Annotated in this window: 27 protein-coding genes; 13 read left to right on the top strand and 14 right to left on the bottom strand. The window is 42.8% G+C overall.

The genetic code is table 11. The annotated features are described in order from the left end of the window. Positions 1-759 (top strand): SDR family NAD(P)-dependent oxidoreductase, encoded by a 759-nt coding sequence (locus tag ACOOEY_RS10620; RefSeq protein WP_420384687.1) that lies wholly within the window; start codon positions 1-3, stop codon positions 757-759. Here the strand turns inward: ACOOEY_RS10620 and ACOOEY_RS10615 are convergent. Genes ACOOEY_RS10615 through ACOOEY_RS10605 form a run of 3 tightly spaced genes read right to left on the bottom strand, consistent with a single transcriptional unit; the run spans position 743 to position 4,079 of the window. Beyond that, a complete protein-coding gene (locus ACOOEY_RS10615; RefSeq protein WP_420384686.1) occupies positions 743-2,062 on the bottom strand; it encodes a sensor histidine kinase in 1,320 nt (439 codons plus the stop codon). The genes ACOOEY_RS10620 and ACOOEY_RS10615 overlap by 17 nt on opposite strands. 2 nt (positions 2,063-2,064) lie before the next feature. Beyond that, positions 2,065-2,748, bottom strand: a complete 684-nt coding sequence (locus ACOOEY_RS10610) for a response regulator transcription factor (RefSeq protein ID WP_420384685.1) — start codon at positions 2,746-2,748, stop codon at positions 2,065-2,067. After that, entirely contained in the window at positions 2,745-4,079 is a 1,335-nt protein-coding gene (locus tag ACOOEY_RS10605) for a hypothetical protein (RefSeq protein ID WP_420384684.1), read from the bottom strand. The genes ACOOEY_RS10610 and ACOOEY_RS10605 overlap by 4 nt, the downstream gene beginning before the upstream one ends. An 80-nt stretch (positions 4,080-4,159) precedes the next feature. On the opposite strand from ACOOEY_RS10605, the gene ACOOEY_RS10600 reads away from it, so the two are divergent. Next, complete coding sequence (locus ACOOEY_RS10600) at positions 4,160-4,723, top strand: DNA-3-methyladenine glycosylase I (RefSeq protein ID WP_420384683.1); 564 nt, start codon at positions 4,160-4,162, stop codon at positions 4,721-4,723. On the opposite strand, the gene ACOOEY_RS10595 is transcribed toward ACOOEY_RS10600, so the two are convergent. After that, positions 4,720-5,193, bottom strand: coding sequence for a hypothetical protein (locus tag ACOOEY_RS10595; RefSeq protein ID WP_420384682.1), 474 nt, complete (start codon positions 5,191-5,193; stop codon positions 4,720-4,722). The two genes, ACOOEY_RS10600 and ACOOEY_RS10595, sit on opposite strands and share 4 nt — an antisense overlap. A gap of 77 nt (positions 5,194-5,270) precedes the next feature. Here ACOOEY_RS10595 and prfA point away from each other — a divergent pair, with 77 nt between their 5' ends. Both prfA and ACOOEY_RS10585 read left to right on the top strand, forming a co-directional pair. Continuing rightward, complete coding sequence (gene prfA, locus ACOOEY_RS10590) at positions 5,271-6,344, top strand: peptide chain release factor 1 (RefSeq protein ID WP_420384681.1); 1,074 nt, start codon at positions 5,271-5,273, stop codon at positions 6,342-6,344. After that, positions 6,344-6,763 (top strand): secondary thiamine-phosphate synthase enzyme YjbQ, encoded by a 420-nt coding sequence (locus ACOOEY_RS10585; RefSeq protein WP_420384680.1) that lies wholly within the window; start codon positions 6,344-6,346, stop codon positions 6,761-6,763. Before prfA ends, ACOOEY_RS10585 begins: the two co-directional genes overlap by 1 nt. Here ACOOEY_RS10585 and ACOOEY_RS10580 read toward each other — a convergent pair. From ACOOEY_RS10580 to ACOOEY_RS10570, 3 genes are read right to left on the bottom strand one after another with little or no spacing between them, the layout of a single operon-like run. Further along, entirely contained in the window at positions 6,760-7,800 is a 1,041-nt protein-coding gene (locus tag ACOOEY_RS10580) for a patatin-like phospholipase family protein (RefSeq protein WP_420384679.1), read from the bottom strand. The two genes, ACOOEY_RS10585 and ACOOEY_RS10580, sit on opposite strands and share 4 nt — an antisense overlap. 16 nt (positions 7,801-7,816) lie before the next feature. Beyond that, on the bottom strand, positions 7,817-8,815 hold the full coding sequence (locus ACOOEY_RS10575) for a hypothetical protein (protein WP_420384678.1): 999 nt from the start codon (positions 8,813-8,815) through the stop codon (positions 7,817-7,819). 60 nt (positions 8,816-8,875) lie between these two features. Next, on the bottom strand, positions 8,876-9,085 hold the full coding sequence (locus ACOOEY_RS10570) for a helix-turn-helix transcriptional regulator (RefSeq protein WP_420384677.1): 210 nt from the start codon (positions 9,083-9,085) through the stop codon (positions 8,876-8,878). A 188-nt stretch (positions 9,086-9,273) separates the two neighbouring features. Between ACOOEY_RS10570 and ACOOEY_RS10565 the strand changes: the two genes are divergently transcribed. After that, positions 9,274-9,414, top strand: coding sequence for a hypothetical protein (locus ACOOEY_RS10565; RefSeq protein WP_420384676.1), 141 nt, complete (start codon positions 9,274-9,276; stop codon positions 9,412-9,414). On the opposite strand, the gene ACOOEY_RS10560 is transcribed toward ACOOEY_RS10565, so the two are convergent. After that, entirely contained in the window at positions 9,411-9,962 is a 552-nt protein-coding gene (locus ACOOEY_RS10560; RefSeq protein ID WP_420384675.1) for a hypothetical protein, read from the bottom strand. The two genes, ACOOEY_RS10565 and ACOOEY_RS10560, sit on opposite strands and share 4 nt — an antisense overlap. A gap of 24 nt (positions 9,963-9,986) precedes the next feature. Further along, entirely contained in the window at positions 9,987-11,396 is a 1,410-nt protein-coding gene (locus ACOOEY_RS10555) for a pyridoxal phosphate-dependent decarboxylase family protein (RefSeq protein WP_420384674.1), read from the bottom strand. Positions 11,397-11,490: 94 nt separating this feature from the next. Between ACOOEY_RS10555 and ACOOEY_RS10550 the strand changes: the two genes are divergently transcribed. The 6 genes from ACOOEY_RS10550 (at position 11,491) to ACOOEY_RS10525 (ending at position 15,939) form a co-directional block, all read left to right on the top strand. Then, the gene (locus tag ACOOEY_RS10550) at positions 11,491-12,084 is read left to right on the top strand and encodes a LemA family protein (RefSeq protein WP_420384673.1); all 594 of its coding nucleotides are present in this window, start codon (positions 11,491-11,493) and stop codon (positions 12,082-12,084) included. Next, positions 12,084-12,524 carry a TPM domain-containing protein gene (locus tag ACOOEY_RS10545; protein ID WP_420384672.1) on the top strand — a complete coding sequence of 147 codons (441 nt, stop codon included), beginning with the start codon at positions 12,084-12,086 and terminating at the stop codon, positions 12,522-12,524. The genes ACOOEY_RS10550 and ACOOEY_RS10545 overlap by 1 nt, the downstream gene beginning before the upstream one ends. A gap of 1 nt (position 12,525) precedes the next feature. Further along, a complete protein-coding gene (locus tag ACOOEY_RS10540) occupies positions 12,526-13,341 on the top strand; it encodes a TPM domain-containing protein (RefSeq protein ID WP_420384671.1) in 816 nt (271 codons plus the stop codon). 174 nt (positions 13,342-13,515) lie between these two features. Then, entirely contained in the window at positions 13,516-13,932 is a 417-nt protein-coding gene (locus ACOOEY_RS10535) for a VOC family protein (protein WP_420384670.1), read from the top strand. A 31-nt stretch (positions 13,933-13,963) separates the two neighbouring features. Next, positions 13,964-15,211: an amidohydrolase family protein gene (locus tag ACOOEY_RS10530; RefSeq protein WP_420384669.1), complete on the top strand. Its 1,248-nt coding sequence runs from the start codon at positions 13,964-13,966 to the stop codon at positions 15,209-15,211. Continuing rightward, positions 15,211-15,939, top strand: a complete 729-nt coding sequence (locus tag ACOOEY_RS10525; protein WP_420384668.1) for a DJ-1/PfpI family protein — start codon at positions 15,211-15,213, stop codon at positions 15,937-15,939. The genes ACOOEY_RS10530 and ACOOEY_RS10525 overlap by 1 nt, the downstream gene beginning before the upstream one ends. Before the next feature lie 5 nt (positions 15,940-15,944). Here the strand turns inward: ACOOEY_RS10525 and ACOOEY_RS10520 are convergent, their stop codons facing one another. From ACOOEY_RS10520 to ACOOEY_RS10510, 3 genes are read right to left on the bottom strand one after another with little or no spacing between them, the layout of a single operon-like run. Continuing rightward, the gene (locus tag ACOOEY_RS10520) at positions 15,945-16,643 is read right to left on the bottom strand and encodes an ABC transporter ATP-binding protein (RefSeq protein WP_420384667.1); all 699 of its coding nucleotides are present in this window, start codon (positions 16,641-16,643) and stop codon (positions 15,945-15,947) included. Between the two features lie 10 nt (positions 16,644-16,653). Next, on the bottom strand, positions 16,654-18,129 hold the full coding sequence (locus tag ACOOEY_RS10515; RefSeq protein WP_420384666.1) for a DUF5687 family protein: 1,476 nt from the start codon (positions 18,127-18,129) through the stop codon (positions 16,654-16,656). 6 nt (positions 18,130-18,135) lie between these two features. Further along, positions 18,136-19,041, bottom strand: coding sequence for a M20/M25/M40 family metallo-hydrolase (locus ACOOEY_RS10510; RefSeq protein WP_420384665.1), 906 nt, complete (start codon positions 19,039-19,041; stop codon positions 18,136-18,138). Between the two features lie 82 nt (positions 19,042-19,123). On the opposite strand from ACOOEY_RS10510, the gene ACOOEY_RS10505 reads away from it, so the two are divergent. Both ACOOEY_RS10505 and ACOOEY_RS10500 read left to right on the top strand, forming a co-directional pair. Continuing rightward, positions 19,124-20,179: a hypothetical protein gene (locus ACOOEY_RS10505; RefSeq protein ID WP_420384664.1), complete on the top strand. Its 1,056-nt coding sequence runs from the start codon at positions 19,124-19,126 to the stop codon at positions 20,177-20,179. Between the two features lie 111 nt (positions 20,180-20,290). Further along, the gene (locus ACOOEY_RS10500) at positions 20,291-21,805 is read left to right on the top strand and encodes a M20/M25/M40 family metallo-hydrolase (protein ID WP_420384663.1); all 1,515 of its coding nucleotides are present in this window, start codon (positions 20,291-20,293) and stop codon (positions 21,803-21,805) included. A gap of 156 nt (positions 21,806-21,961) precedes the next feature. On the opposite strand, the gene yjjX is transcribed toward ACOOEY_RS10500, so the two are convergent. Further along, positions 21,962-22,498 carry an inosine/xanthosine triphosphatase gene (yjjX, locus tag ACOOEY_RS10495; protein ID WP_420384662.1) on the bottom strand — a complete coding sequence of 179 codons (537 nt, stop codon included), beginning with the start codon at positions 22,496-22,498 and terminating at the stop codon, positions 21,962-21,964. Further along, positions 22,485-23,660, bottom strand: coding sequence for a hypothetical protein (locus tag ACOOEY_RS10490; RefSeq protein ID WP_420384661.1), 1,176 nt, complete (start codon positions 23,658-23,660; stop codon positions 22,485-22,487). Before ACOOEY_RS10490 ends, yjjX begins: the two co-directional genes overlap by 14 nt. Positions 23,661-23,771 lie beyond the last annotated feature (111 nt).

Here is a 23,771-nt window from a genome sequence, read left to right as displayed (position 1 = left end):
ATGGAAATTTCTTTGAGTGGAAAAGTAGTATTGGTTACGGGAGCATCCAGGGGCATTGGCGCGGCAATAGCACAAGCCTGTGACCAGTCAGGAGCGAGTGTGGCTTTGCACTACAACGCTAATCAGCAGAAGGCAGAGCAGGTACTGACGAACATGAATGAACGTTCAAAGGCTTTTCAAGCTAACCTCGCTGACACCAAAGATATAGTAAAGTTGTTTGAACAAATAATAGAGTGCTTTGGTCGGCTTGATGTGTTGGTAAACAATGCCGGTATTGCCATATCTTCAGATATGTCCTCGTCCGTAGAGGAGTGGGTAAGTGACTGGGACAAGACTTTTGCGGTTAATACCAGAGCTCAGGGACTACTTTGCAAGCTGGCCATTGAAGAGTTTGAAAAAGTTGGTGCAGGTAGAATTATTAATATCTCATCCAGAGCTGCATTCAGAGGAGATACGCCTGATTACCTGGCCTATGGGGCTTCGAAGGGGGCGATAGCTTCTCTTACACGATCCATTGCACGCTACTATGGCAAAAAGAACATTACGGCATTTAATATTGCTCCCGGCTTTGTAAGGACAGATATGGCTCAGGATTTTATGGACCAGTATGGTGAAGACTATGCTCTGAACGATATCGCTCTTAACCAACTAACCCAGCCGAAAGACCTTGCTCCTATGATTGTTCTGTTGGCATCGGGCCTGGCAGATCATGCGACCGGTTGTACTATAGATATTAACGCTGCTAGTTATGTGCATTGACGGGTATGCTCAGGCTGGCGATAAATTGTGTTTCACTTTTTTGGACTTGCATGGAGATTTCCAGTTTGTGTGCTAATTCCTGACTAAGCCAAAGTCCTAGCTGGTGACCCTGGTTGAGCTGTTGTTTCGGATTAATACTATTTCTGACTATGAGGGATACATGGTCAGATGATGATCTCAGGGAAACCTCAATATTATCCACAGAATCAGAGAATTTAATTGCATTAGATATTAAATTGGAAAGAATACTTTCCATTTTTGATAAATCTGTTGAAATCAAAAAGGAGGAATTGTCTTCGGACTGAATACTGACCTTAACCTCCTTTCCATTTAATGAGAACCTCATTTTCTCCAATAGATCATACAGCAGATCATCCACTCTTACCTTTTCTTTTTTCAATGTAATCTGTTGGTTCTTGATTTGGCTCATGAGAAGAAAATCGCTGACGATCTGAGACAGGCGCAATACTTCCGACTTAAGACTTTTTAGCATCTTTGTTTTATCCGTGCTTTTTCCACTCTCGAGTTGATAATCAATTTCAGCAAGCATATTGGCCAATGGTGTTTTCAGTTCATGGGAAGCTGAATCGAAGAACTTGTTTTGACGTAGGATGGCGTTTTCGATTCTCGCTATCATTTCATTAATGGTCAGGCTCAACTCGCTAACATCGCGGCTTGATTGAGAAACAGGTAATCTGTCCATAGTGGCCCCTGCTTTAATCAGGGTCGCTTTCTCCACAATTTTCTTTAGCGGCATCAGGAGAAAGTTGGCTAAGAGAACAGCGACTATTAGGGCTGCCAACCCGGAAAGTAAAATACTACTGATCAGTCCTATTCTGATGTTACTGAGTTCGCTTTGGAGTCTGGAGTTACTTTTTGCCAGAACAAAGCCTCGACTGTTGATGGAAGATTCGCTGTAACTTGTTTTCTGAACAAACAGGCTTAGTGTGTCGAAATCGATGACCAGCCCCTGGTCGAAGGGAATGTCTGATTCTATGGAAAGAAAGAGATCTGCGGCTTCCTCAGGGAAAAAGTCATGCGTGTAGAAGGGTTGCCAGTTACCTAATTCATTCACCCAGATTTGAACGGGCTGCTCCACGCTCAAAGGAGGGATGACGAATGGGTTGTTGTCAGAGTTGTTGATGAGGCTTGTTCCTTCAATAATCAGTTTTTCTTCAAATGATTGCCGGAGGACTTCTTGAATACGGTCGAACTGAAAATAGCTGAATATGGAGCTAATGAGTAGAAACACGGCAAAGAATGCCAGTGCCATTTGAACTCTGAGGCTTTTGATAATCTTCAATGCTATTTTTTGATCAGTTCTCCTTCTATTTTATAACCGTATCCAACCATGGTTTGAATCAGCTTATCAGAATCGTTCTTTTCAAGCTTCTTCCTCAATTGATGCATATGTACTTCTACCACGTTACTGGACATATCGAAATTTACATTCCATACTTTTTCAGTGATTTCTGATTTGGAAACAACACGATTGGTGTTCCTAACCAGAAGCTCAAGGATGGAAAACTCACGTTTGCTAAGCTCAATTACTTCATTGCGTAAAACAACCTCTCTTTTGAGCAGGTCGAGGGAAAGCCCATTTACCTGAAAAACGGAAGTCCTTTGGCCACCGAACTTTCTCTGCACGTTCCTGACACGTGCCTTTAATTCTTCAAAGTCGAAAGGCTTCTTGATATAATCGACAGCACCCATGTCAAGCCCTTTGATAATGTGTTCGCTGTCACTTAGAGCACTGATGAAAATAACAGGGCTGTTGATTGAGAACTCTCTGATATTTCTCAAAACATCAAAACCATTCTGACCAGGCAGCATAATATCCAGGAGAATGAGATCATAATTTTCAGTGGCAGCAAGCTCTATGGCTTTGCTGCCATCCCTTTCCAGGTCTATAGTGTAACCAACATCCTCTAGACCTTTCACGATAAAAGAGGCCAGCTTTTGTTCATCTTCAACTAAAAGGATTCTCATAAGCCATTTCGAAAAAGGTCCTTCACAGAATAAGTTTTCTTACCAAGCACAATGGTTTTAGGATAGTATATATCATACTCCTTCATATGATATTCATTGTCGGAATTTACTTTTTTGTATCCCTCAATTTCTATCTGATCGCCTACTTTAATATTTCTTCCAATTGAAATCCCGGTATAATCAGGAATATTCATATAAATGGAATCATCGATAATGGCTCCTGTATACCTTTCTATTCCTTGAATTTTAGTTTGGAAGAGTGTGGTGATTTTACCCTCAATGGTTGATATATTCTTGTTATAATCTTCAGATGAATGCCTCCATGTACCTCTGCTTATTTCATTAACGGTCTCACCTTCCTCAATTCCAAGAATTTTCCAGGAGTCTCTCTGGGCCATCAGATGAACTGTTCTTGTACCCAGTTCGAAAAGACTTTTTATTTCCTGCCCTCTTTTGAAGTCAAACTTGACCAGAAGTCTTTCACCCTCAAGGTTTCTTACCCAAGCTGATTCTACAATGCCATTGTTCTCAGGTATAAATTCGTCAATCGATACGACTTCTGTATTCATTAATAGGGTATTAATCAAGAAAGAACCATTTTGAGAAATAAGGACTTGGCTGGCCTTTCCGCGGTAAAGGTTGAAAACATGAGGATTACGGAAGTAGGCAGGATTATCTTCATCCCTTACCTCTTTCACATAGCTTAATTTTTGAGGTATCTCGTCCAATGAATAGTCACTACCCTTAGCCATCAAAAGAGAGTCTCCATTCTGTAGACAAATCAGTATCTCAGATTCATTGAGTTCAGATTTACTTTTTACGTCCGCATTGTAAACATTCACCAGGCGATCAAAGAAACGGTTTTGAATAAGCCGTTTATCCATGGTTTCTAAACTGATAGAACCCGTTTCGTTTTTGACTGCTTTCAGAATGCCCATACCAAAGATTTCCTCCTTCATAGAGAACTCCAGCTCTCGGAGATAATCATCGCGATAAATGAGTACGTCTAATAGTAGCGGGTCACCCGTTACTCTGATTTCTGCCTTTTTTCCTTCCTGAAGAAATGGTTTAAATGATTTACCATACCAGTCTGAGAAGCGAATGTAGGTCAGTTTGCCGTCAGATTTGCGAAATACCAGGCCGCTTAAAGGACCTCCTAAGGTTTGGAAACTATAGAGTAGCTTTTCAACCGTACCGGTATATGTCTTTTCGATGTGATTGTTTCTCCTGGACATGCGCTTGATCTGGTCCAGTTGGTCGGGAGTAACTTTTTGTGCAGTTAATTGGCCACCGAGTAGTATGGTCGACAAAATGATGATGAACTTTTTCATGTTTATTGATTTTATCGCAACCTAAAAGAGCGAACTTAAGTCTGCCTTAAGATCAAATTAACTTTTCTTAATCTCTATCCATGAAAAAAAGATGTGCCTGGTGCGAAAACAGTTTCGATGCCTATGTAAAATACCATGATGAAGAATGGGGTGTTCCCGTTCATGACGACCGTATTCATTTCGAGTTTTTAATTCTTGAAGGTGCACAGGCAGGGCTGAGCTGGGCTACGATCTTGAAGAGAAGAGATGGTTATCGGGCTGCATTCGCAGATTTCAATCCAGAGGAGGTAGCCCAATTTGATCAGGAAAAAGTGGAGGCCCTCTTACTCGATCAAGGTATTATTCGAAACAGGCTTAAGGTACAGGGAACAGTGATTAATGCGCAGAAATTTATGGAAGTTCAAAAGGAGTTTGGCTCGTTTGATGCCTATGTATGGTCTTTCGTTGGAGGCAAGCCAAAAGTCAATGCCCCTAAAACAATGAAAGGTATTCCGGCTACCAGTCCTGAGTCAGATGCTTTGAGCAAGGATTTAAAAAAACGGGGGTTCAAGTTTGTGGGCAGCACTATCATGTATGCCTACATGCAGGCTTGTGGTTTGGTCAATGACCATGTTGTTGATTGCTTTAGGTTTGGCCAGAATTAATTATCTATACTCAGAACTATTTCCTTTCGACTGAATAGAATAGACCACATTCCTATGGTTGAGTCTGAAATGATCATGGGTTTGGTGTAGAGCAGTTTCACACCGCCTTCCAGCTTCTGAATGTTGGTTTCAGAAGGAATTCCGTTCTTTCGATTGTAGTCGTAAGCCTGAAAAAGTTGAAGCTCTTTTCCCGTAAGATTATGCTCCTGATCGAACAGGTAATAAGCTTTCTGGTAAAGACTATCATTTCCGAAACTGACCGAATAGCCCGTATCGGATTTTTCTATACTGAACTTTTCCGAAACGGAATTGCCCAAATCCATAGCCTTTTCAATAATCTGAGCATCGGAAACGACCTTGATTTCCCTTGCTTCCATTTCCTTTCGGGCCTGTGTCGTATCAATCTTTTGATCTCCACAGGAGAAAAGCAAAGCAGAAATGCTTATCATGATAATCAGGGATCTCTTCATTTAGACTAAAGGATGTTTCTGTAAAGGTAAACAGCTATTGTTTTTGTTTGTTAATTTTGCACGCTAATACTAATTCTATGATCGATAAGCTTCAGGCCATAAAAGATAGATTTGAGGAGGTAGGTCAGCTCATAGTGCAACCCGATGCTATGTCTGACATGAAAGCCTATTCCAAACTCAGTAAGGAATATAAAGACCTTGAGAAAATCGTGAAGAGCTTTGACGAGTATCAAAATGTTCGGGAGAACATTAAGTCAACCAAAGAGCTTTTGAAGACTGAAAAGGATGAGGACTTTCGTGAAATGGCTAAGGCCGAACTAGATGATTTTCAGCAGCGAGAGGAAGAGTTGGAAGAAGAGCTCAAGGTGATGCTTATACCGAAAGATCCAGACGATCATAAAGATGTGATTGTTGAAATTCGTGCCGGTGCCGGTGGTGATGAGGCTGCGATATTCGCGGGAGACCTTTACAGAATGTATGAGCGCTTTATCGATACCAAGGGTTGGACAAAAGAACTCATTAGTTTGAATGAAGCCTCTTCCGGTGGTTTCAAGGAAATAGTTTTCAGTGTATCGGGTGAAGATGTATATGGCACATTGAAATTCGAATCAGGCGTTCACAGAGTTCAGCGTGTACCGGTTACTGAATCTCAGGGAAGGGTTCACACCTCTGCAGCATCTGTAGCCGTTTTGCCCGAAGTAGAAGATGTAGATGTTGAGCTGGATATGAAGGATGTGAAGAAGGACACCTATCGAAGCTCAGGAGCGGGTGGACAGCACGTAAACAAAACAGAATCAGCAGTACGACTGACTCATATTCCAACCGGAATCGTGGTGGAGTGTCAGGATGGTCGTTCACAGCATAAGAATTATGATAAGGCTTTAACCGTATTGAGGTCAAGGCTCTATGAAATGGAGCATAAGAAGCAGCAGGAAGAAATAGCCGGAGCCAGAAAGTCTTTGGTGGGTTCTGCCGATCGCTCCGATAAAATCAGAACCTATAATTATCCGCAAGGAAGAGTAACAGATCATAGAATCGGCTATTCGGTGCATAATCTGCCTACAGTAATGGATGGTGCTTTGGACGATTTCGTAGAAAACCTCCGTATTGCCGAGAATGCCGAGAAGCTTCAGGAAGGTAGTCAGGCCTGATGTACCTACAGAAGGAAATTACGCTTAAGCCCAGAAGAAGGGGCTTCCACTTAATTACTCAGGAAGTACTTGGTCAGTTTGAGGAAATCAGGCAAATCAAGGTGGGCCTACTGCATATTCATATCAAGCATACCAGCGCTAGTCTGACCATCAACGAAAATGCTGACCCGACAGTAAGGGAAGATTTTGAAAGTCACTTTAACATTTTGGTGCCCGAAGAGGCCCGTCATTATCAGCATACCTTTGAGGGGCCTGATGACATGACCTCACATATCAAGGCATCGCTCCTCGGAGCTTCAGTGACTGTACCTATCACTAACGGACGACTAAATCTGGGAACCTGGCAAGGCATCTATCTCTGCGAACACCGAAACCATGGAGGTTCAAGACGCCTGGTACTTACGGCTCAGGGAGATTAAGGCTCCAATTCCAATATTTGATCAATGATTGTGTTAATCTGATCCTCGTTCTGACTGATATAAACCAACCCGGCTTCGTGTAAAGCTTTCAGATTTTCAGGGCTCACGTCATCCATTTGTGATTTGGCGTTGTGGAGGCTTGGCTGAATTCTATGATAGCAACCTTCGTGCTTTACCGCCTTGAACATCTGCTTCAACTGGTAATCAACGGTTTCGGAGTTACCAGACATCATAATGTCTATAATCGGTTGAATCCACTTGATCATTCCCCAGTTTTTGGCTTTATCATAGTAATAGGGCTCTTGTTCGGTACCAGTACCCAGAGAGAGCAGGAACATATCTTCCGCGCTTGGATAGGCAAAATCGCCCGGAGTATCCTGTTGACTAAAGTCAAGGGTTCTGGCTTCAGCATAAGCACAAAGGGCAGGGTTATTGGCGAAAACACCACCATCAACCAGTACAAGAGGAGACTCGATTTCTGATTTGATCCGGGCTGGTTTAAAATAAGTCGGTGCTGCAGAGGTAGCACGGGCTACATCTTTGACTTTATAATTTCTTACCGGGTTTTTAACACCATCCACTTTGTTGAAGAAAACCGCTTTTCTATCCCTGATGTCGTATGAGGTAATGATACAAGGCCTTTTCAGGTCGGCCGTCATGGTTTCACCAAAGTAGTCGTGTAAGGCCTTTTCCAAAGAACTGACTGAATACTTGGGCCTTCTAAGCCCGAACCAGCTCCATAGCTTTCGGCTGAACGGCAGGTTGAAGATATCTCCTCCCCGTTCCAGGTATATGTTTAAGGCATCTGCCGCAGAGTACTTACTTTGACCGTTTTCATCGCACATGAGATAGGTACAGGTGAGAATACCACCCGTACTGGTTCCGGCAATCAGGTCGAAGTGATCTGCCAGCCGGGTATCTGGATTATTGGTCTTTCGCTGGAGTTCGGATTCAATGTACTTGAGGATTGTACCCGGAAGAATTCCCCGAATACCTCCTCCGTCAATGCTGAGTATTTTGATCTTTTTCTTAGTCATGAGTTTATTGGTTAGGTTATACTTTTCCCTCATTGGTCTTCAGTCCGGCATAGGTAGCAGAACTGATTCCCATAAGTCCCAGAATTCCGGGGTCTAAATCGGGCATTTCAAACTTGGTGATCACTTCAAATACGAAGAAGACCCCGATAAAAAAGGTGAAGACTACGCTTTGAAACCTTTGAATGTTGATCCCGGCATGATCGGACAGAATCTGAAACAGGAAGGACTGGTCTTTGTGTATAGCATTGACAGGCTCAATTTCAGCTTTTTCATCTTTGCTCTTTAATTGTCTGATTCGGCTAATGTCTATGGTTTGAGCTGTGGCCGCTGTTCCCGCACTGATCCCTATGAGAATCAGAGTGTCTGAAGTTAATGGAACAAGGATACCGCTATCAGACCACAGGGCGATATAGCAGCACAAAACAATCATGGTCCACCAGGCCAGTTGTACCCGTGACAGACTGTATTTTGAACTACCTCCTGCCTTGAGAAATGAATTTTCTCTCACCAGTACAAAAAACACCACGATTACCAGTACAATGATTCCTCTGCCAATCCAGCTTCTTAAGTCGAAATTGGGGTCAAAGTCGATGATGATGTTGCTTTCATCCAGATGAATGTGCTCGCCCTCTTTGTTGCCGAAGCTCATTCTCACTTTGGCTTCGTGAATACCCCAGCTATTGATGTCTCTATTAAGCAAGCCTCTGAGAGTATCTGTTGCAAAAAGCTCAAAGACTACACTTTTACTGGTTACATATTTAGCCTGGTAAGGGCTTAATCGGTATCCATTGATATACAGAAACAATTCCTGAGGTTCTCGAAGCCTGATAGAATCGGGCTTTGATATTTCGAACTCAATAAGGTCTTCCAGATATATTTCATCTGTTGCTGGCCGATTGCTTTCCAGGTTTTTGACAGAGATGAGTTTGATTTGGTCAAATGCTGACTGCTGGGCTGTTATTTCATTAGATAGTAACAGAATAGCCCAGAAAGTAAGGAGAAGTTGAAGTTTCATCGTGTGTAATAGCCAAATGGAATTTAGCAAAAACACGAGAAATATCTTAGGCTTCCATCATTAATGCTGATAATCTACAGGCTCTAACTCAAAGAGTTTGTTCACAGTAGTATTGAAAATCTCAGATATTTTCAGCGCCAGGGAGGTTGAGGGCGTATATTTTCCACGTTCAATCGCATTGATGCTTTGCCTGGAAACTCCAACCATTTCAGCCAATTGCTCTTGAGTGATTTTTTTCTTCTTACGCTCTACCTTCAGGGAATTTTTCATTCGATGAAGCATTTTTGATGTCGTGAAATTAGATGCAAATCGACCTTTAGAAGCCCTTAAAAACGTTAACTTTTTATTACATTTTGGTCAACAGAATGAGCTGATTGTTACACGCTTGTTAAAAAATGGTGAAGCGCTTCTTAACATTGGGGTTTTACTATATCTTTGCAGCCTAAACGAAAGAAACTATGTTATTCGACCCACCAATTGCTAGCGGAGCTAATACATTTATCTGGATTGTTTGTATCCTGATTGCTTTTGTTGGTGCTCTTTCACAGCACGATGCACTTTTCAAAGGCAAAAAGAAGAAAGAAGAGGAAAGTCACTAAAACTGTCTTACCAGACGGTAGTAGTCAAACATAGTCACGCGAAAAGCTTCTCTGCTTTTTGTGTCAATGAGTATATCTACCTTTTTACCATCCAGAAGTATCTGAAAAGTACTTCCAGCTTGTATTTGCTCATAAATAGCACCTGCAAAGTTTAGCAGGTCTTTTTTATTTCCTCCTTCAAAGCGTATCTCTCCTTCAGAACCACTTTCATTTATCCAATGAATAGATATTTCATTGCCGTTGGGTATGAGGCTATTGGGTTCTAGCAGGATGTAAGCTTCATCATAGCGCCAATTGTTCACTATGGCCAGGTTAATAACTGGCTGATCGGTATCAACAACTCTCTTCTTTAACCGATATATTTCCAGTTTGGCTTCCTCCATTTTCTCCAGATCATAATAGGACTGTCTGAGGTTCTTGAAGAATAAGCGGGAAGAGTCATCCGTTTTGAAGTCAATACTTGTCTGATCAACTTTAGTATTTTTATCCGGATTACAAGCACTCAATAGACCAACACAAAACAGGATGAAGAAAAGCCCTTTTCTCATGCTTAGAATAACCTAATGGTGTGACTAAAGTTCAATTGTCGATGCGGTTTGTTGAATCAGCGACCACGCGTTTTCCACATGATAGGCCTCCAGATTGGTGTTTCCAAAGGCTAAACGTAAAACAAACTTTCCATTTAACTTGGTTTGTGTGAAAAACAACTTGCCTGTGTTGTTCACTTTTTTCATGATCTCTTCATTGATCTGATCCAGCTTGTCCGTTTCTCCATTGATATATCTAAAACAAAGAGTGTTGAGAGGAACCGGAGCCATGAGCTCAAAGTCCTGATGTGCTTCAATTTGATTAGCCAGCCACTGTCCCAACAGAATGTGCTTTCTGATTTTTTCCTGAATGCCTTCGACTCCAAATTCCCTGATCACAAACCAGAGCTTGAGTGCCCGGAACCTTCTTCCTAATGGTATGCCCCAGTCTCTGTAGTTTTTTACCTCTCCATCTACTGAAGTTTTAAGGTAGTCAGGGGTAATAGTAAAGGTGTTGACCAGGCTTACGGGATCTTTTACAAAATAGGCAGTGCAGTCAAAGTTGGTGAACATCCATTTGTGAGGATTGAATACGAAAGAGTCTGCTTTTTGAATGCCCTCAGACATCCATCGCATTTCCGGTAGAATCAGTGCAGTACCGGCATAGGCCGCATCAACATGATGCCACACTTGATGCTTCAGGCAGATATCACCAACTTCATCGATGGGGTCAATGGCGGTTGTGCTGGTGGTGCCAATGGCTGAGACAACACATAGCGGAGTATAACCATCATTTAAATCTGCTTCGATTATTTGGTTTAGTTGCTCAGGAACCATGGCAAAGGCCTCATCTACTCCAACCTTTCTCAGGTTGACAGCACCAATCCCTGCAATTTTCACAGCCTTGTCGATTGATGAGTGGATTTGCTCAGAAGCATATACGGTGAACTTCTGGTTATCGAAACCCCTTTCGTTGATAGCGTACTCAGTTACCTTTTCTCTGGCAGTTAAGATGGCGCAAAGCGTTGCAGTAGAAGCGGTATCCTGTATTACCCCAGTAAAAGTTTCTGGTAGTCCGAGTATCTCTCGCAGCCATACCATCATTTGCTCCTCCAACTCAGCAGCAGCCGGAGAAGTAAGCCATTGCATACACTGTGCTCCCAGAGTACTCATTAGCATTTCGGCTAATACAGAACCTTTACTCTTATTGGCTGGGAAATAAGCCATAAAGTTAGGGCTCTCCCAGTGAGTAATTCCCGGCATGATGATGTCTTTAAAATCTTTGAAAACCTGATCAAATGATTCAGCCTGCTCAGGAGCACTGGCTGGAATCTGCTTGAGTATATCGCCTGGATTTACCTGCGACATGACCGGATAGTCTTCTACAGACTCGAAATAATCCGCCATCCAGTCCACCAATTCATGTGCATGTTTTCTAAAGGATTGAGTATCCATATTGCTACGTTTATCTGCCATATTGTCCGATAACAAAGTTAGCATATAAGTTGCAGGCCATAAGCCGTAAATTCTATCAAAACCGAAATAGACAATGAAGAAAGGATGGATTGTTTTAATAGTGGTAGCGGTGCTGCTGCTAATCGTTTATTCCAACATAAAGGGAACCTATAACACCATGGTTCGAACTGATGAAAGCATCAATGCTGCCTGGGCACAGGTAGAGAACCAGTATCAAAGACGAGCAGACTTGATTCCTAATCTGGTCAATACAGTTAAAGGATATGCAGACTTTGAACAAGAGACATTGACCGGAGTAATTGAGGCCCGAGCCAAAGCGACTTCTGTCAATATAGACCCTTCCAATTTATCGCCCGAAGCAATTGCCAATTTTGAGCAGGCTCAGCAAGGCTTAAGCTCAGCATTGAGTCGATTGTTGGTATCCGTGGAGCGCTATCCGGACCTGAAAGCCAGCCAGCAATTCCAGCAATTACAGGTTCAACTGGAGGGTACTGAAAACAGGATATCTGTAGAGCGAAGAAACTTCAATGATGTAGTGAATGGATATAATACTTATATCAGAAGTTTCCCTAAGAATATCTATGCCAACATGTTTGGCTTTGAGAAGAAAGGATATTTTGAGTCTACAGCAGGTTCAGAGACACCACCAGAAGTAAGCTTTAACTAATGGCAGAGGCTAGTTTTTCAAGCGATCAAAAAAGGCGGATAAAAGCCGCAATCGAAGAAGCAGAACTGAATACCAGTGGTGAGATCAGGGTACACCTGGAAAACCATTGTAAATCGGAGAATGTGCTCGACAGGGCTGCGCAGGTATTTGCGCAGCTTAAGATGCACGAAACGGAAGCCCGCAATGGAGTATTGATTTACATGGCTGTCAAAGATCACCGCTTTGCCATTATTGGTGATGGTGGTATCAATGCACAGGTCGAAGAAGATTTCTGGGATATTACTAAAGAGAAGATGTTGAAGCACTTCAAAACCGGAGACCTTACCCAAGGCCTGGTCGATGGTATTCTGTGTGCTGGTGAAAGACTGAAAGAGTTCTTCCCATACCAAAAAGACGATATCAACGAATTATCAGACGACATTTCATTTGGCAAAAACTAATATGCGGAACATACTGATTATACTATTTCTTTCAATAAGCACTTTAGGTTTTGCTCAACGTGGCATACCAGACCCTCCCAGGGAAGAGAAGCTGGTTAATGACTTTACAAAAACCACTCTGTCTCAAAGAGAGATTAATGCTTTAGAGAATAAGTTATTAGGATATGAGGATAGCACCTCCACTCAAGTAGCTATACTGATTGTGGAATCCCTGAATGGGTATGAGGTTGTAGATTTCGCACAAAGAACGGGTCAAAAGTGGGGTGTTGGAACAGCCAAAGATAACGGGGTATTTATAGTAGTTTCTATTAATGATAGAAAAGCGGCTATTGTTACGGGTTATGGAATGGAAGGATCAATTACCGATGCTGCAACATTTACTATTCGTGAAGAATATATGAACCCTCAATTTAAAGAGGGAAGGTTTTACCAAGGCCTTGACGATGCTACAGATGTCATATTCAAGCTGGCATCTGGTGAGTACAAAGCGGAGCAGTTTGCCCAAAACAGAAAGAGTAAATCCAGTGATGGTAAGGGCTTCCCCTTTGTAACTCTTTTTATTCTGTTCTTTTTTATCATCCCCGCCATTGTAGGTCGAAGAAGAAGAGGTGGAATTGGTTCGCGAGGTATTCCCTGGTGGGTTTGGCTTATGATGGGAAGTGGCGGACATAGAAGACGAGATGACGACTGGGATAATTTCCGTGGAGGCGGAGGCATGTTTGGCGGAGGTGGCTCAGGCTTCGGAGGCGGAGGAGGCGGCTTTGGCGGTTTCGGTGGAGGATCCTTCGGAGGCGGAGGTTCTGGTGGAAGCTGGTAACAGCCTGGTATTAAAATATAACTTTATTAAAAAGGGTTTTGACTTGTCAGAGCCCTTTTTAATGTGCTGGTTCTTTGACCGGTACCGGTTAAAAACTAATGCTAACGAATTTGTAAGATTTGAACTCTGATTCCAATTAATATCTAAATTGGCCAAAAACTAAATAGCTGAAACATGAACACCCCATTCCATTTAGCCTTCCCTGTCAGGGATATAGAATCAACCAGAGCATTCTTTGGGGATTTACTCGGATGCGAGATTGGTAGATCTACCGACAAGTGGATCGATTTTAATTTCTTTGGACACCAGTTGAGTGCCCATGTCAAGCCAGAGGAGTTATTACAGGCTCAAACGAATGCGGTAGATGGAAAAAATGTACCGGTCAGGCATTTTGGGGCCGTGCTGGAATGGCATCAGTGGCATGACCTGGCGGATAAACTCAAAGACCATGGAATCGAGTTTGTTATTGAACCCTATATTCGGTTTAAGGGGGAAGTAGGAGAACAGGCTACTATGTTCTTCCTAGACCCAAGCGGAAATGCCCTGGAGTTCAAATCCTTCAAAGACCCTTCTCAAATATTTGCCAAATAGGCTAAGCTCGGAGTTTTGATTAGATTTAGGTATGAAGCTTAAACTAATCCTCGCGCTTTTATTCAGTACCAGTCTGGCCATGGCCCAGGCTGATTATCTGTTGATTCCCGATCAGGTGTTTGATGGTAAAGTCATGCACAATAACTGGGTAGTTGCTGTTGAAGGTAACTCTATTACTTATGCAGGGCCCAGAAAGACCATATTGGCCGATTCAACCATCAATTTAAAAGGCATGACCTTAATGCCCGGTATGATTGAGGGCCATTCCCATATATTGTTACATCCCTATAATGAGACTTCCTGGAATGATCAGGTGCTCAAAGAATCCGTTGCAGAAAGATCAGCCAGAGCAGTAAATCATCTGAAGGCTTCTATAATGGCTGGTATCACCACCATGCGCGACCTGGGTTCTGAAGGGGCTGGTTATGCCGATGTGGGACTGAAACAGGCTGTAGAGAAGGGTATCATTCCCGGACCGAGGTTATTGGTGGCAGGCAAGGCTATTGTCACTACGGGAAGCTATGGTCCCAAAGGCTTTCATGAGGGCGTTCAGGTACCACTAGGTGCTGAAGAAGCGGATGGCTTTGATGATTTGATCAGAGTAACCCGTGACCAGATTGGCCATGGCGCAGATTTTATTAAGGTTTATGCCGACTATCGCTGGGGACCTGATGGTACAGCTCAGCCGACCTTTACCACGGAGGAGTTGAAGACCATTGTAGAAATTGCCGAAAGCAGCGGGCGCTATGTTGTAGCCCATGCTTCTTCTCCGGAAGCTATGATGCGTGCCATTGAAGCCGGGGTAGAAACCATTGAGCATGGCGATGAAGGCACCCTGGAAGTATTTGAGAAAATGGCAGAAGCCGGAGTTGCGTTTTGTCCAACGGTTGCGGCTGGAGATGCTGTGACTCAATATGCAGGCTGGCGTAAAGGAGTAGATCCTGAACCGGGTAGAATCACCACTAAGAAGAGATCATTTCAATTGGCACTACAGGCGGGAGTGAAAATAGTGTTTGGAGGAGATGTCGGAGTTTTCACTCATGGAGATAATGTGAGAGAGTTAGAAATGATGGTGGATTATGGTCTTCCTGTTGAACTCGCACTTATTTCTGCTACCTCCGGAAACGCTGAAGTCTTTCACCTGAATAAACTGGGACAATTGGCTGATGGGTACTGGGCAGATATTATAGCCGTAGAGGGCAATCCTCTGGACGATATCAGCAACCTTAGAAAAATAGGACTGGTCATGAAGAATGGAATAATTTATAAGAGACCCTGATGAGATACCTGATTATTTGCTTCCTGGCGGCCGTTGTGCTGAGCTGTAATACGGAAAACACTAAAGAAGTTGCACAAACAACTAAGTCTATTCATCAAACCGAGAACCGACCTTCAGATACACTGAATGTAGGTTTTTTGGTCATCAATGGAGTTTATAACTCTGAACTTATGGCTCCCTATGATATCTTTCAGCATACCATTTTTCATACCGACCCAGGAATGAAGACTTTTATAGTCTCTCCAACCATGGAGCCCATTACCACCTTCGAAGGAATCACGGTAAGCCCTCACTATAGTTTTGACAATGTACCGGATATTGATGTTTTGGTGGTGCCTAGTGCCGAGCATAACATGGATTCGGACTTGAAAGATGAGCGACTGATTGCCTTTGTGAAAGAAAAGGGTAGCCAGGCCAAATACATAATGTCGCTGTGCGATGGTGCCTTTATTCTTGCTCAGGCAGGGCTTTTAGATGAGCTAAAGTGTACAACCTTTCCTTCAGATATACCAAAGTTTAAAGAGACTTTCCCTCAATTAGCTGTTCAGGAGAAAGTAAGCTTTGTCCATGATGGAAAAGCCATCACTTCAGCGGGTGGAGCCAAGTCTTATGATCCTGCTCTCTATCTGGTGGAATACCTTTACGGTAAGAAGGTTGCAGATGGTGTTGCCGGAGGTCTGGTAATAGATTGGGATGTTAATCAGATCCCATCTATCTATCCAAAATAGACTTCTTAATAAGCTGCGAAGTATTCTTCCAGGTCTTTCAATGTAGAGCTACTGGTCTTAATATCCTGTTTGATCTCACCTTTTTCCAGCAATACGATTCTTTCACAAACCTCAGTCACATGGTTTAAGTCATGACTAGAAATCAACATGGTGAGCTGATGGTTTTCTTTCCACTCTTTCAGCAGATTCTTTAATCGAATCTGAGTGGTAGGGTCCAGATTAGCAAAAGGTTCATCAAGCAGTATGATTTCTGGTCGGCCCATTAATGCCGCAGCAATACCCACCTTCTTCTGGTTTCCTTTAGAGAGGTCTCTGATATACTTGTTTTTGCCTACAATTTCTCCATTGAATAAGGCTTCGAACTGATTAAGGAACTCTTTCAGGTCGCCCTGAGAATAGTCGTGCAGACTGGCCACAAATTCGAAGTATTCATCAGGAGTCAGGTAGTCGATAAGGAAAGACTCATCAAGAAAAGAGCCGGTGTAGTACTTCCAGTCTTCAGACTTGCTGACATTAACTTCCTTGGTCAATACTTCTCCTGAACTTGGTCTCACCAGGTCTAAAATCATGCGGAAGAAAGTAGTTTTTCCAGCACCGTTGTTTCCTACAAGGCCGAAACTCTCTCCTTTGGCAATACTTAACTCAGGGATGTTGACCACGGTAACTCCCTTATATTGTTTGGTAAGTTGGTTTACTTGAATCATAGTTGAGAAATTATTGTGCCCTGAATCCTGCGGCAATTTTATGTCTGTTTTTAATAAATGCGTTTGTGATATAGTCAATCCATTTGTCCCTTAAAAGGAATCCGACCAGCCCTACAACCCCCAGTAGTAATAAGCCATACTTTCCGATTCCCAATATCAGGAAAGGAGCATAAATGACATAAGGCAATAATAAAACCGGGAGGGCGATCAAAAACTGAGCGGCACCTACTCCTTCATAGTTGAAGGCCGCCCTTTTGCTCAAGTCAATCTTTTTAGGATTGAACAATGCTATTCGCATGACCAGGAATACATTGACACCAATGTTGAATAAGAAGGCTGCCAGGTTGATAAATACAATGTCGATTCCGAAATAGGCGTAGCCCAGGGAAAGCGTGAAAGCAATCGTAGAAGTTGCTACGAACAAATAGTATTTAGCCTCGAAATATTGCTTGAAGGTTACTTTTCGGGTGAGTACGAAATCGAAGTAGCCTCCTTCCCAGCTCAATAAGAATTGTCCATACTGAATGAAAAAGAGTCCTGTGATGAATATGCCGACAAATAGAAAGATCCAGTTCATTTCCTGATAAACCTCCTGTGGATAAAAAATCAATCCATAAAAGAGGAGGAAGCCCGCCAGCATAATGGTGTTTTTGGGCCTTTTATGTCTCAGGATCAGTTTCAACTCAAGCGCAATTAACTCGCCTGTTTTGCCAAACTTCTTCAGGAATGCAAAGTCACCCGAGATCTTAGACTGTTTCTTTTTAGTCGCAATTTCTTCAGGATAAGTATTATTGATGAGAAAGGTATAGTTGGCTCTGTAGATCAAAAACCATAGCACAACCGGAATAGCAGCAAATGCCGGTTGCTCAATAATTGCCTGAAACAAATTTCCTGAAATCACAGAAAGGGAGAAGTATCCATAGAAATCAAGCAGGCCCACCACCAGGAAGAATCCAGCAATTATAATCAATAGGTTAGGGTACTCGTTCAGCTTCTTTTTAAATAGGATCGTCAGGAAGTGTACAGTGAATACAAGACCCAGCATAGTTACTATCCACCCCAAAGCCGGGATCAGCCCATATTCAGGCATGATTTCTACAAAGGCAAAAGGAGTGAATAAGAGTAGTGCCAATAGGTTGAAAACACTGATCTGACTCTTCCTAAGCATGAAATGCACAATCTTTCGCTTGCGCATGGGCAGGTGTAAATAAGGCTGAATAGCCAATACGGGTACATTTTGCAGGAAAAAGCGAATGAAAAATTCAAAAGCAAAATAGTATATGATAATGCCATTGAGCACCTCAATATGGTTACTCTCAGGTTGAATGATTTCTATCAACTTGTTGAGCACCAATCCCAGTAGCAGCACATAAACTGTAAGTACCACAGCGGCAAATCCCAGAAAGACGTTGGCAATCAGATTTTTCGCCCAGACAGGCGACCTGTATTGTTGCTTAAAAGAGTGGCTGATGAGTGTCTTTATCATTTTCTTTTAGTTCAATGAGGCATCAAGTGCCAGAATGCAATCGAGGATGGCATGTGCGGCTTTGATGTAGAAGTCTTGATTTACATTTTCAAAATCATCTGTAGGCTTATGGTAGTTGGCATGATCCTCTACTCCGAAATACAAAAATGGAATACCTTTCTGATGGAAGGGGCCATGATCCGATGCATTGGTCCAGTCATCATTTCCCAGGTCAGGAGTATCGTGGCCAAATTTGAGCTGAAGAGGAAGTACATCTACTTTTTCTATAATAGGCTTTAGATTGGGGTAGTGTGAGGTACCGGCTACGTAAAGTTCATTCTTATCATTCATGCTGATCATATCCATATTGATATTCAGCTTCAGCAATTCCTGAGGAATGCTCATATCGTTTACAAAGGCTTTAGCTCCCTGCAGCCCCATTTCTTCTCCATCAAGCGCTGCAAAAACCAGTGTATGTCGAGGCTTATTGCTTTTGAAGTATTCAACCAGAGCAAGCAGGGCTGCAACACCCGAGGCATTATCATCAGCTCCATTGTAAACCTCTCCATTTCTCACACCCAAATGGTCATAATGCGCTGTGATCACAAAGGCAGTTTGCTCTTCACCCTTGATGTAGGCTACAATGTTTTCTCCCTGAATGGTATCACCTCTGGAAGTGGTAAAAGTAAAAGGATGTCTGTAGTCGTCCTGAAGGCTTTTGGCTCTCATATCTTCCAGCTGCTTAATGATAAATCTTCTCGCGGCTTCGGCTCCTTTAGTGCCGGTTCTTCGGCCTTCGGCAGCATCATGAGAAAGCTTCCTTAAATCTTCCAGCATAAACTCTGTATCAAGCCTGTCCAGTTGGGCATGCCCAGGTAGGTAAATGAGCGTGAACAGAAGAGTAATGAGAATGAAATTTGAATACCTTTGCATCGTTACGTTTGTTAAAGAAAGCTTGTGCTATCTGGTTGTTGAACAGTTACTTTCTTAAACTTAATCAATACCTAAAGAAGATTTGCGCTCCATCACCTACAAATTTGGTCTACTCCTTTTTCTGCTTTGCGGCCCTCTTGGAGCTCTTGCTCAGAGCAGTATTGATGAGTATTTGAAGACACTTAATCTTAATCAGGCTTTATATCCTCCTGAAGATATTCTCAAAACCAGGAGCCTGGTGCTCATTTCTGTGCCGATGGACGATGCTCCAAACGAGTGGCAGGAAATTCTGGATGAGATGCAGCAGTTTTTTGCTGAATACGGAGTTGATGCCGTGGCCTACTTAATGGCAGATCGTTTTGATGTAGCACAGAACATACCCCAGGCCTTTCCTGACTTTACCTTTAAGAGAGGCATTCAAAACCTTATTATTCTTTCAGCTCATCAGGTAGAAGGGCCCATATTCATTGCCATTACGCCATTCAATAATCAGGAGAGCATGTACTCCAAAGGAGCTTCAGCTTTTGCAAGATTGACTTCAGACCTGAGTAGCGTTTGGCAGGAATTAGGCACCTCATTTAGAACGGATCAGTTTCAGCGCACGAATTTGCTGGTGAATGAAAATCCTGAGTTTTTCTATCCAAAGGTTGAACCAGGCATTGTGGCCAGGTCCGTCCCTCCTCAGGTGGCTGAGTTTAAGATAGCTATGAAACCTGTAGACGCGAATAAATATGAGGCTTTGCCTGTCTATAAAATTCAGCATGACTATTTATTCAGGCGAGATTCAATGCTTCAAACAATCCGTGAACAGAACCAGACACTGGAGGCTCTTTCGGTAGATTCTACCAATACTATGTCACTGGTCGCATTGGATGAGAATGATGCTACCTTGAGAAGAGCCGGATTCATCTATGAGTTAAAAATGGTAAAGGGTCCCGAAGCATTGGTTTATGACTGGATTTCATTTCCAGATCGCCCGAAACCATCCAACCGAATGGTCTACAAGTTTTACCTCGATGACCTGAGAACCAATACCATCTTTATTGGCAGGGAGTGGGATGCGGCTGCCAGCTGGCAGGAGGCTTTGGCTGCTTTTGTGGCTCAAATTCGTGAAGCGGCAGCAGCAAAAGGCAACTAATACTCGAAAATCTCCATATATCCCAAATCTGAAGTCTCATTACCTGAGTATGGTTATATTGAGAAAAAACTATTTTCGACAATGAGGACAATCAAAGTATTTTTTGCGTGCATGCTCTTGTGCACTTTCTCTGCATTTGGGTTTCAAAACACCCAAATCGACTATGATGCCCTTTACAAGATAAAGGACGAGGGACTAAACAACAGTCAGGTAATGGATATAGCCTGGAACCTGACAGATAAGATTGGCCCAAGATTAACAGGTTCTGAAGGACTTCAAAAAGCTTATGAGTGGACTTCTTCTCAAATGAGAGAATGGGGTTTGACCAACGTAAAGGTTGATTCATGGGGTGAGTTTGGTAAAGGATGGGATGTTAGAAAGAACTATCTCGCCATGACTGCTCCTTATTATCAGGCCATGATCGGTATTCCAAAGGCCTGGACTCCGGGTACCAATGGTGTATTGAAGGCCGAGGCTGTCTATGTTGATATTCAGTCTGAGTCTGATATGGCTAAGTACAAAGGTAAGCTGAAGGGGAAAGTGGTTTTAATGCCAACCACTGTAGAGGCTACCAACAACTTCGAAGCTGATGCCAGAAGATTGACAGAAGAGGAATTAGATGGCATGACCGAAGAAACTGTAAGAGGTGGAGGCAGTTCATTTAGCGCAGCCAGAATTGCTGAATTCAGAAGAGCGGCTCAATTGAGAAATGCTGCCAGCCAATTCTTTAAAGATGAAGGAGTAGCGATGATCTTAAGCACCAGAAGAGGTGGTCAGGGTACTTTCTTTACTTCAAATGGTTCAAGAAATGATCCGGATGCGCTTCCTGAAATGGAGATTGCTCCTGAGCATTACAACAGAATGGTTAGACTTCTGACCAAAGGTGAGCCTGTAAGTATCGAAGCAGAAACAGAAACAGATTTCCACGATACCGATCTTAAAGCCTACAATGTATTCGGTGAAATTCAGGGTTCTGACCCTAAACTGAAAGACGAAATTGTTATGATTGGTGCTCACCTGGATTCATGGTTTGCCGGAACAGGGGCTACTGATAATGCAGCGGGTTCTGCAGTGATGATGGAGGTAATGAGAATCCTGAAGGAATCAGGTGTGCCGCTCAAAAGAACAGTAAGAATTGGTCTTTGGAGTGGTGAAGAGCAAGGTATTTATGGTTCAAGAAACTATGTACAGAATGAGTTCATGAACAATGGACTTCCAAATAAAAAGCATGAGCAATTCTCAGCTTACTACAACATGGATAATGGTACGGGTGCTATCAGAGGTATTTACCTGCAAGGCAACGAAGCCGTAAGACCATTGTTCACAGAGTGGTTCAAGGTATTTGAAGGAATGGGTGCTAACACCATTACTATCAGAAATACAGGTGGAACAGATCACCTGGCATTTGATGGTATTGGCTTACCTGGTTTCCAGTTTATTCAGGATCCTGTAGCTTACAATACCAGAACACACCACTCTAACATGGATGTGTATGAAAGCCTTGAAGCTGCTGACCTGAAAAAGAATGCAGTGATCATTGCTACTATGGTATTACAAACAGCCAATATGGACGAGAAGCTTCCTCGTAAACCAAAGGTGTTTGAGAACCTGAATAGAAGCAGATAAGAATAAAGGAATAACAGTAAGAGGCTGTTTTAAAAGCTAGTTTAACGTCACCCTGAACTCGTTTCAGGGTCTGCGAATTACAGATTCTGAAATAAATTCAGAATGACGAATCCTGGTTCTTTTAAAACAGCCTTTTCTTTTTGTGGTTCAGTTGACTTAGAAATAAAGCTCCTGATTGACAAAAGGGATCAAAGCCAGAATAACAGCGGGTTCGTAATAGGAGGCCCGGTCAATCAAGTCATGGGTGAGTATGCCCACGGCTCCATTCTTTTGTTTAGAGTTGGAGCGTTTGAAAACCATATCATCTGCAATACCCAGTTCTATGCCTTGATGAATGAGCTCTCTGATCTTTGGTGGAAGGTCGAAACTGGCAGTTCGCGCCTTTCCTGACCCTTCTGATCCAAGAATATAGATCCAGGCAAAGGCTTCCATTTTGTCTTCCGGCTCAGCAATTCCTCCTTCAATACCAATCCAGAAGTCGGCATTTGGAGAGGCAGCCTGAGCATTGGTGGCTCTGTTTTTCGCTCCCTGTAAAGTTTCAGCATCAGTCATGGGCTGGTCAGCTACATGAGACGGAACGGACAGTCCTTCAACCAGAATTTTCGAATGGTTAAATACTTTTTGGAAGCCCTGTAGCGCACATTGAATTTTGACAGGGTTTTTGGAAGCTACAACCAGTTTAATTTCTTTCATTCAGCTTTTCCAGTTTCTCTGTCATCTGGAGTCTTTCGTAATAGACCTTCAGGGCTTTAATTACGTTGGCATCTTCCGGGTTGATTTGCTGAGCCTTTTCCATGTAGGGTAGCGCCCTGCGCGTCCAGTCATGACCGATTTGCTCGGTTTCCTTTCCTCTCAGTTCATACTCCTCTTTGCTCATGAGGTTTACTCTCACATATATCCGGTTAGCTTGTTCGTTGATCATCACCGAGTAGTTGTAATTGGCGGTGAAATCATCAGGGAAACTATTGAGATATCTTTCGTAGCTGGAGGAAGCCATTTCAAAGTACCTTTCTGATCTTTCCGGCTCTCCATTCAAATAGGATTCCTTGAAAATACGGTCGTACAAATCAGCCTGCCTCAAGACCAGCTGTGCATTATTCGGATTCCTTTGAATGGAGGTATTGAGAACCGACTCAGCTGCTTCAAAACGTTTCAGTCTGACAAGGATTCGGATTTCCTGGAGTATATAGGGAAGGTGGTTCGGGTATTCAAAAAGAGCCTCTTCAACTATATCCAACTGCTGAGTATCAGAAAGATTAAGGGCTTGCTGGCAAATGATCAGACCATTGTAGGCGTTTTTCGACAAACGTGATATTTCTCTAAGTGCCATGTAGTTGTCTATGGCTCGCTGGTACTTACCGGAATTCTGAGCACTAAGTGCGGCATATAAGTAACCGGTAGAGTCAGCAGGTTTGGCAATTTGAGCCGATTCGAACAGGGCCGAAGCTGTTTCGAATTTACTTTTCTGGAATTCTGCAATCCCCGCGTTGATATAGTCAGCCCAAAGCAATTCAATCTGATTGCTGGCCAGTATATGAAGGTTGTTACTTGGGTCTGTAAATTCCTTCGTCTTGCTATAGGCCTCTACTACCTGCTGAATAAATTGCTTTTCATCGGCTTTGATACTTTCCAGATCAGGATCGGAAGACTTAACTATTTCATGGTAGATTCTGGCTTTGGTATACCAGGCCCTTGGGTTTTCATTGGCACCTTCTTCCAGAAAGGCCTCGTCTATGGCCGCCTTGGCTTCAATGTAGTTTTTATCGTTGAGGAAAGTATTGGCAACGGATATCAGGTCTTGGGCATACGAATGCTCAGTTAAAAGACTAACTAATATGATGACGACATATTTCAATGATCCAGCCCTGCCGTTGATGACAAATTTAAAGGTTTTGCGAAACTCTAAATAATTAGTTGAGGCTTTTGATGAGAATCAAATATAGCCAGTAACTAATTTGTTTACATA

Source organism: Roseivirga sp., assembly GCF_965216855.1.
Taxonomy (GTDB): Bacteria; Bacteroidota; Bacteroidia; order Cytophagales; family Cyclobacteriaceae; genus Roseivirga.
Note: the sequence above shows the minus strand (reverse complement) of the source record. Positions and strands in the feature narration are given on the sequence as shown.

Coding starts and splice junctions, on each gene's coding strand:
- ACOOEY_RS10600 (WP_420384683.1), top strand. CDS start 4,160: ATGAAAAAAAGATGTGCCTGGTGCGAAAACAGTTTCGATGCCTATGTA.
- ACOOEY_RS10545 (WP_420384672.1), top strand. CDS start 12,084: ATGGCAGAGGCTAGTTTTTCAAGCGATCAAAAAAGGCGGATAAAAGCC.
- ACOOEY_RS10535 (WP_420384670.1), top strand. CDS start 13,516: ATGAACACCCCATTCCATTTAGCCTTCCCTGTCAGGGATATAGAATCA.
- ACOOEY_RS10555 (WP_420384674.1), bottom strand. CDS start 11,396: ATGGATACTCAATCCTTTAGAAAACATGCACATGAATTGGTGGACTGG.
- ACOOEY_RS10585 (WP_420384680.1), top strand. CDS start 6,344: ATGTACCTACAGAAGGAAATTACGCTTAAGCCCAGAAGAAGGGGCTTC.
- ACOOEY_RS10605 (WP_420384684.1), bottom strand. CDS start 4,079: ATGAAAAAGTTCATCATCATTTTGTCGACCATACTACTCGGTGGCCAA.
- ACOOEY_RS10525 (WP_420384668.1), top strand. CDS start 15,211: ATGAGATACCTGATTATTTGCTTCCTGGCGGCCGTTGTGCTGAGCTGT.
- ACOOEY_RS10575 (WP_420384678.1), bottom strand. CDS start 8,815: ATGAAACTTCAACTTCTCCTTACTTTCTGGGCTATTCTGTTACTATCT.
- ACOOEY_RS10610 (WP_420384685.1), bottom strand. CDS start 2,748: ATGAGAATCCTTTTAGTTGAAGATGAACAAAAGCTGGCCTCTTTTATC.
- ACOOEY_RS10560 (WP_420384675.1), bottom strand. CDS start 9,962: ATGAGAAAAGGGCTTTTCTTCATCCTGTTTTGTGTTGGTCTATTGAGT.
- ACOOEY_RS10500 (WP_420384663.1), top strand. CDS start 20,291: ATGCTCTTGTGCACTTTCTCTGCATTTGGGTTTCAAAACACCCAAATC.
- ACOOEY_RS10540 (WP_420384671.1), top strand. CDS start 12,526: ATGCGGAACATACTGATTATACTATTTCTTTCAATAAGCACTTTAGGT.
- ACOOEY_RS10620 (WP_420384687.1), top strand. CDS start 1: ATGGAAATTTCTTTGAGTGGAAAAGTAGTATTGGTTACGGGAGCATCC.
- ACOOEY_RS10510 (WP_420384665.1), bottom strand. CDS start 19,041: ATGCAAAGGTATTCAAATTTCATTCTCATTACTCTTCTGTTCACGCTC.
- ACOOEY_RS10565 (WP_420384676.1), top strand. CDS start 9,274: ATGTTATTCGACCCACCAATTGCTAGCGGAGCTAATACATTTATCTGG.
- ACOOEY_RS10570 (WP_420384677.1), bottom strand. CDS start 9,085: ATGAAAAATTCCCTGAAGGTAGAGCGTAAGAAGAAAAAAATCACTCAA.
- ACOOEY_RS10515 (WP_420384666.1), bottom strand. CDS start 18,129: ATGATAAAGACACTCATCAGCCACTCTTTTAAGCAACAATACAGGTCG.
- ACOOEY_RS10595 (WP_420384682.1), bottom strand. CDS start 5,193: ATGAAGAGATCCCTGATTATCATGATAAGCATTTCTGCTTTGCTTTTC.
- yjjX (WP_420384662.1), bottom strand. CDS start 22,498: ATGAAAGAAATTAAACTGGTTGTAGCTTCCAAAAACCCTGTCAAAATT.
- ACOOEY_RS10550 (WP_420384673.1), top strand. CDS start 11,491: ATGAAGAAAGGATGGATTGTTTTAATAGTGGTAGCGGTGCTGCTGCTA.
- ACOOEY_RS10530 (WP_420384669.1), top strand. CDS start 13,964: ATGAAGCTTAAACTAATCCTCGCGCTTTTATTCAGTACCAGTCTGGCC.
- ACOOEY_RS10580 (WP_420384679.1), bottom strand. CDS start 7,800: ATGACTAAGAAAAAGATCAAAATACTCAGCATTGACGGAGGAGGTATT.
- prfA (WP_420384681.1), top strand. CDS start 5,271: ATGATCGATAAGCTTCAGGCCATAAAAGATAGATTTGAGGAGGTAGGT.
- ACOOEY_RS10520 (WP_420384667.1), bottom strand. CDS start 16,643: ATGATTCAAGTAAACCAACTTACCAAACAATATAAGGGAGTTACCGTG.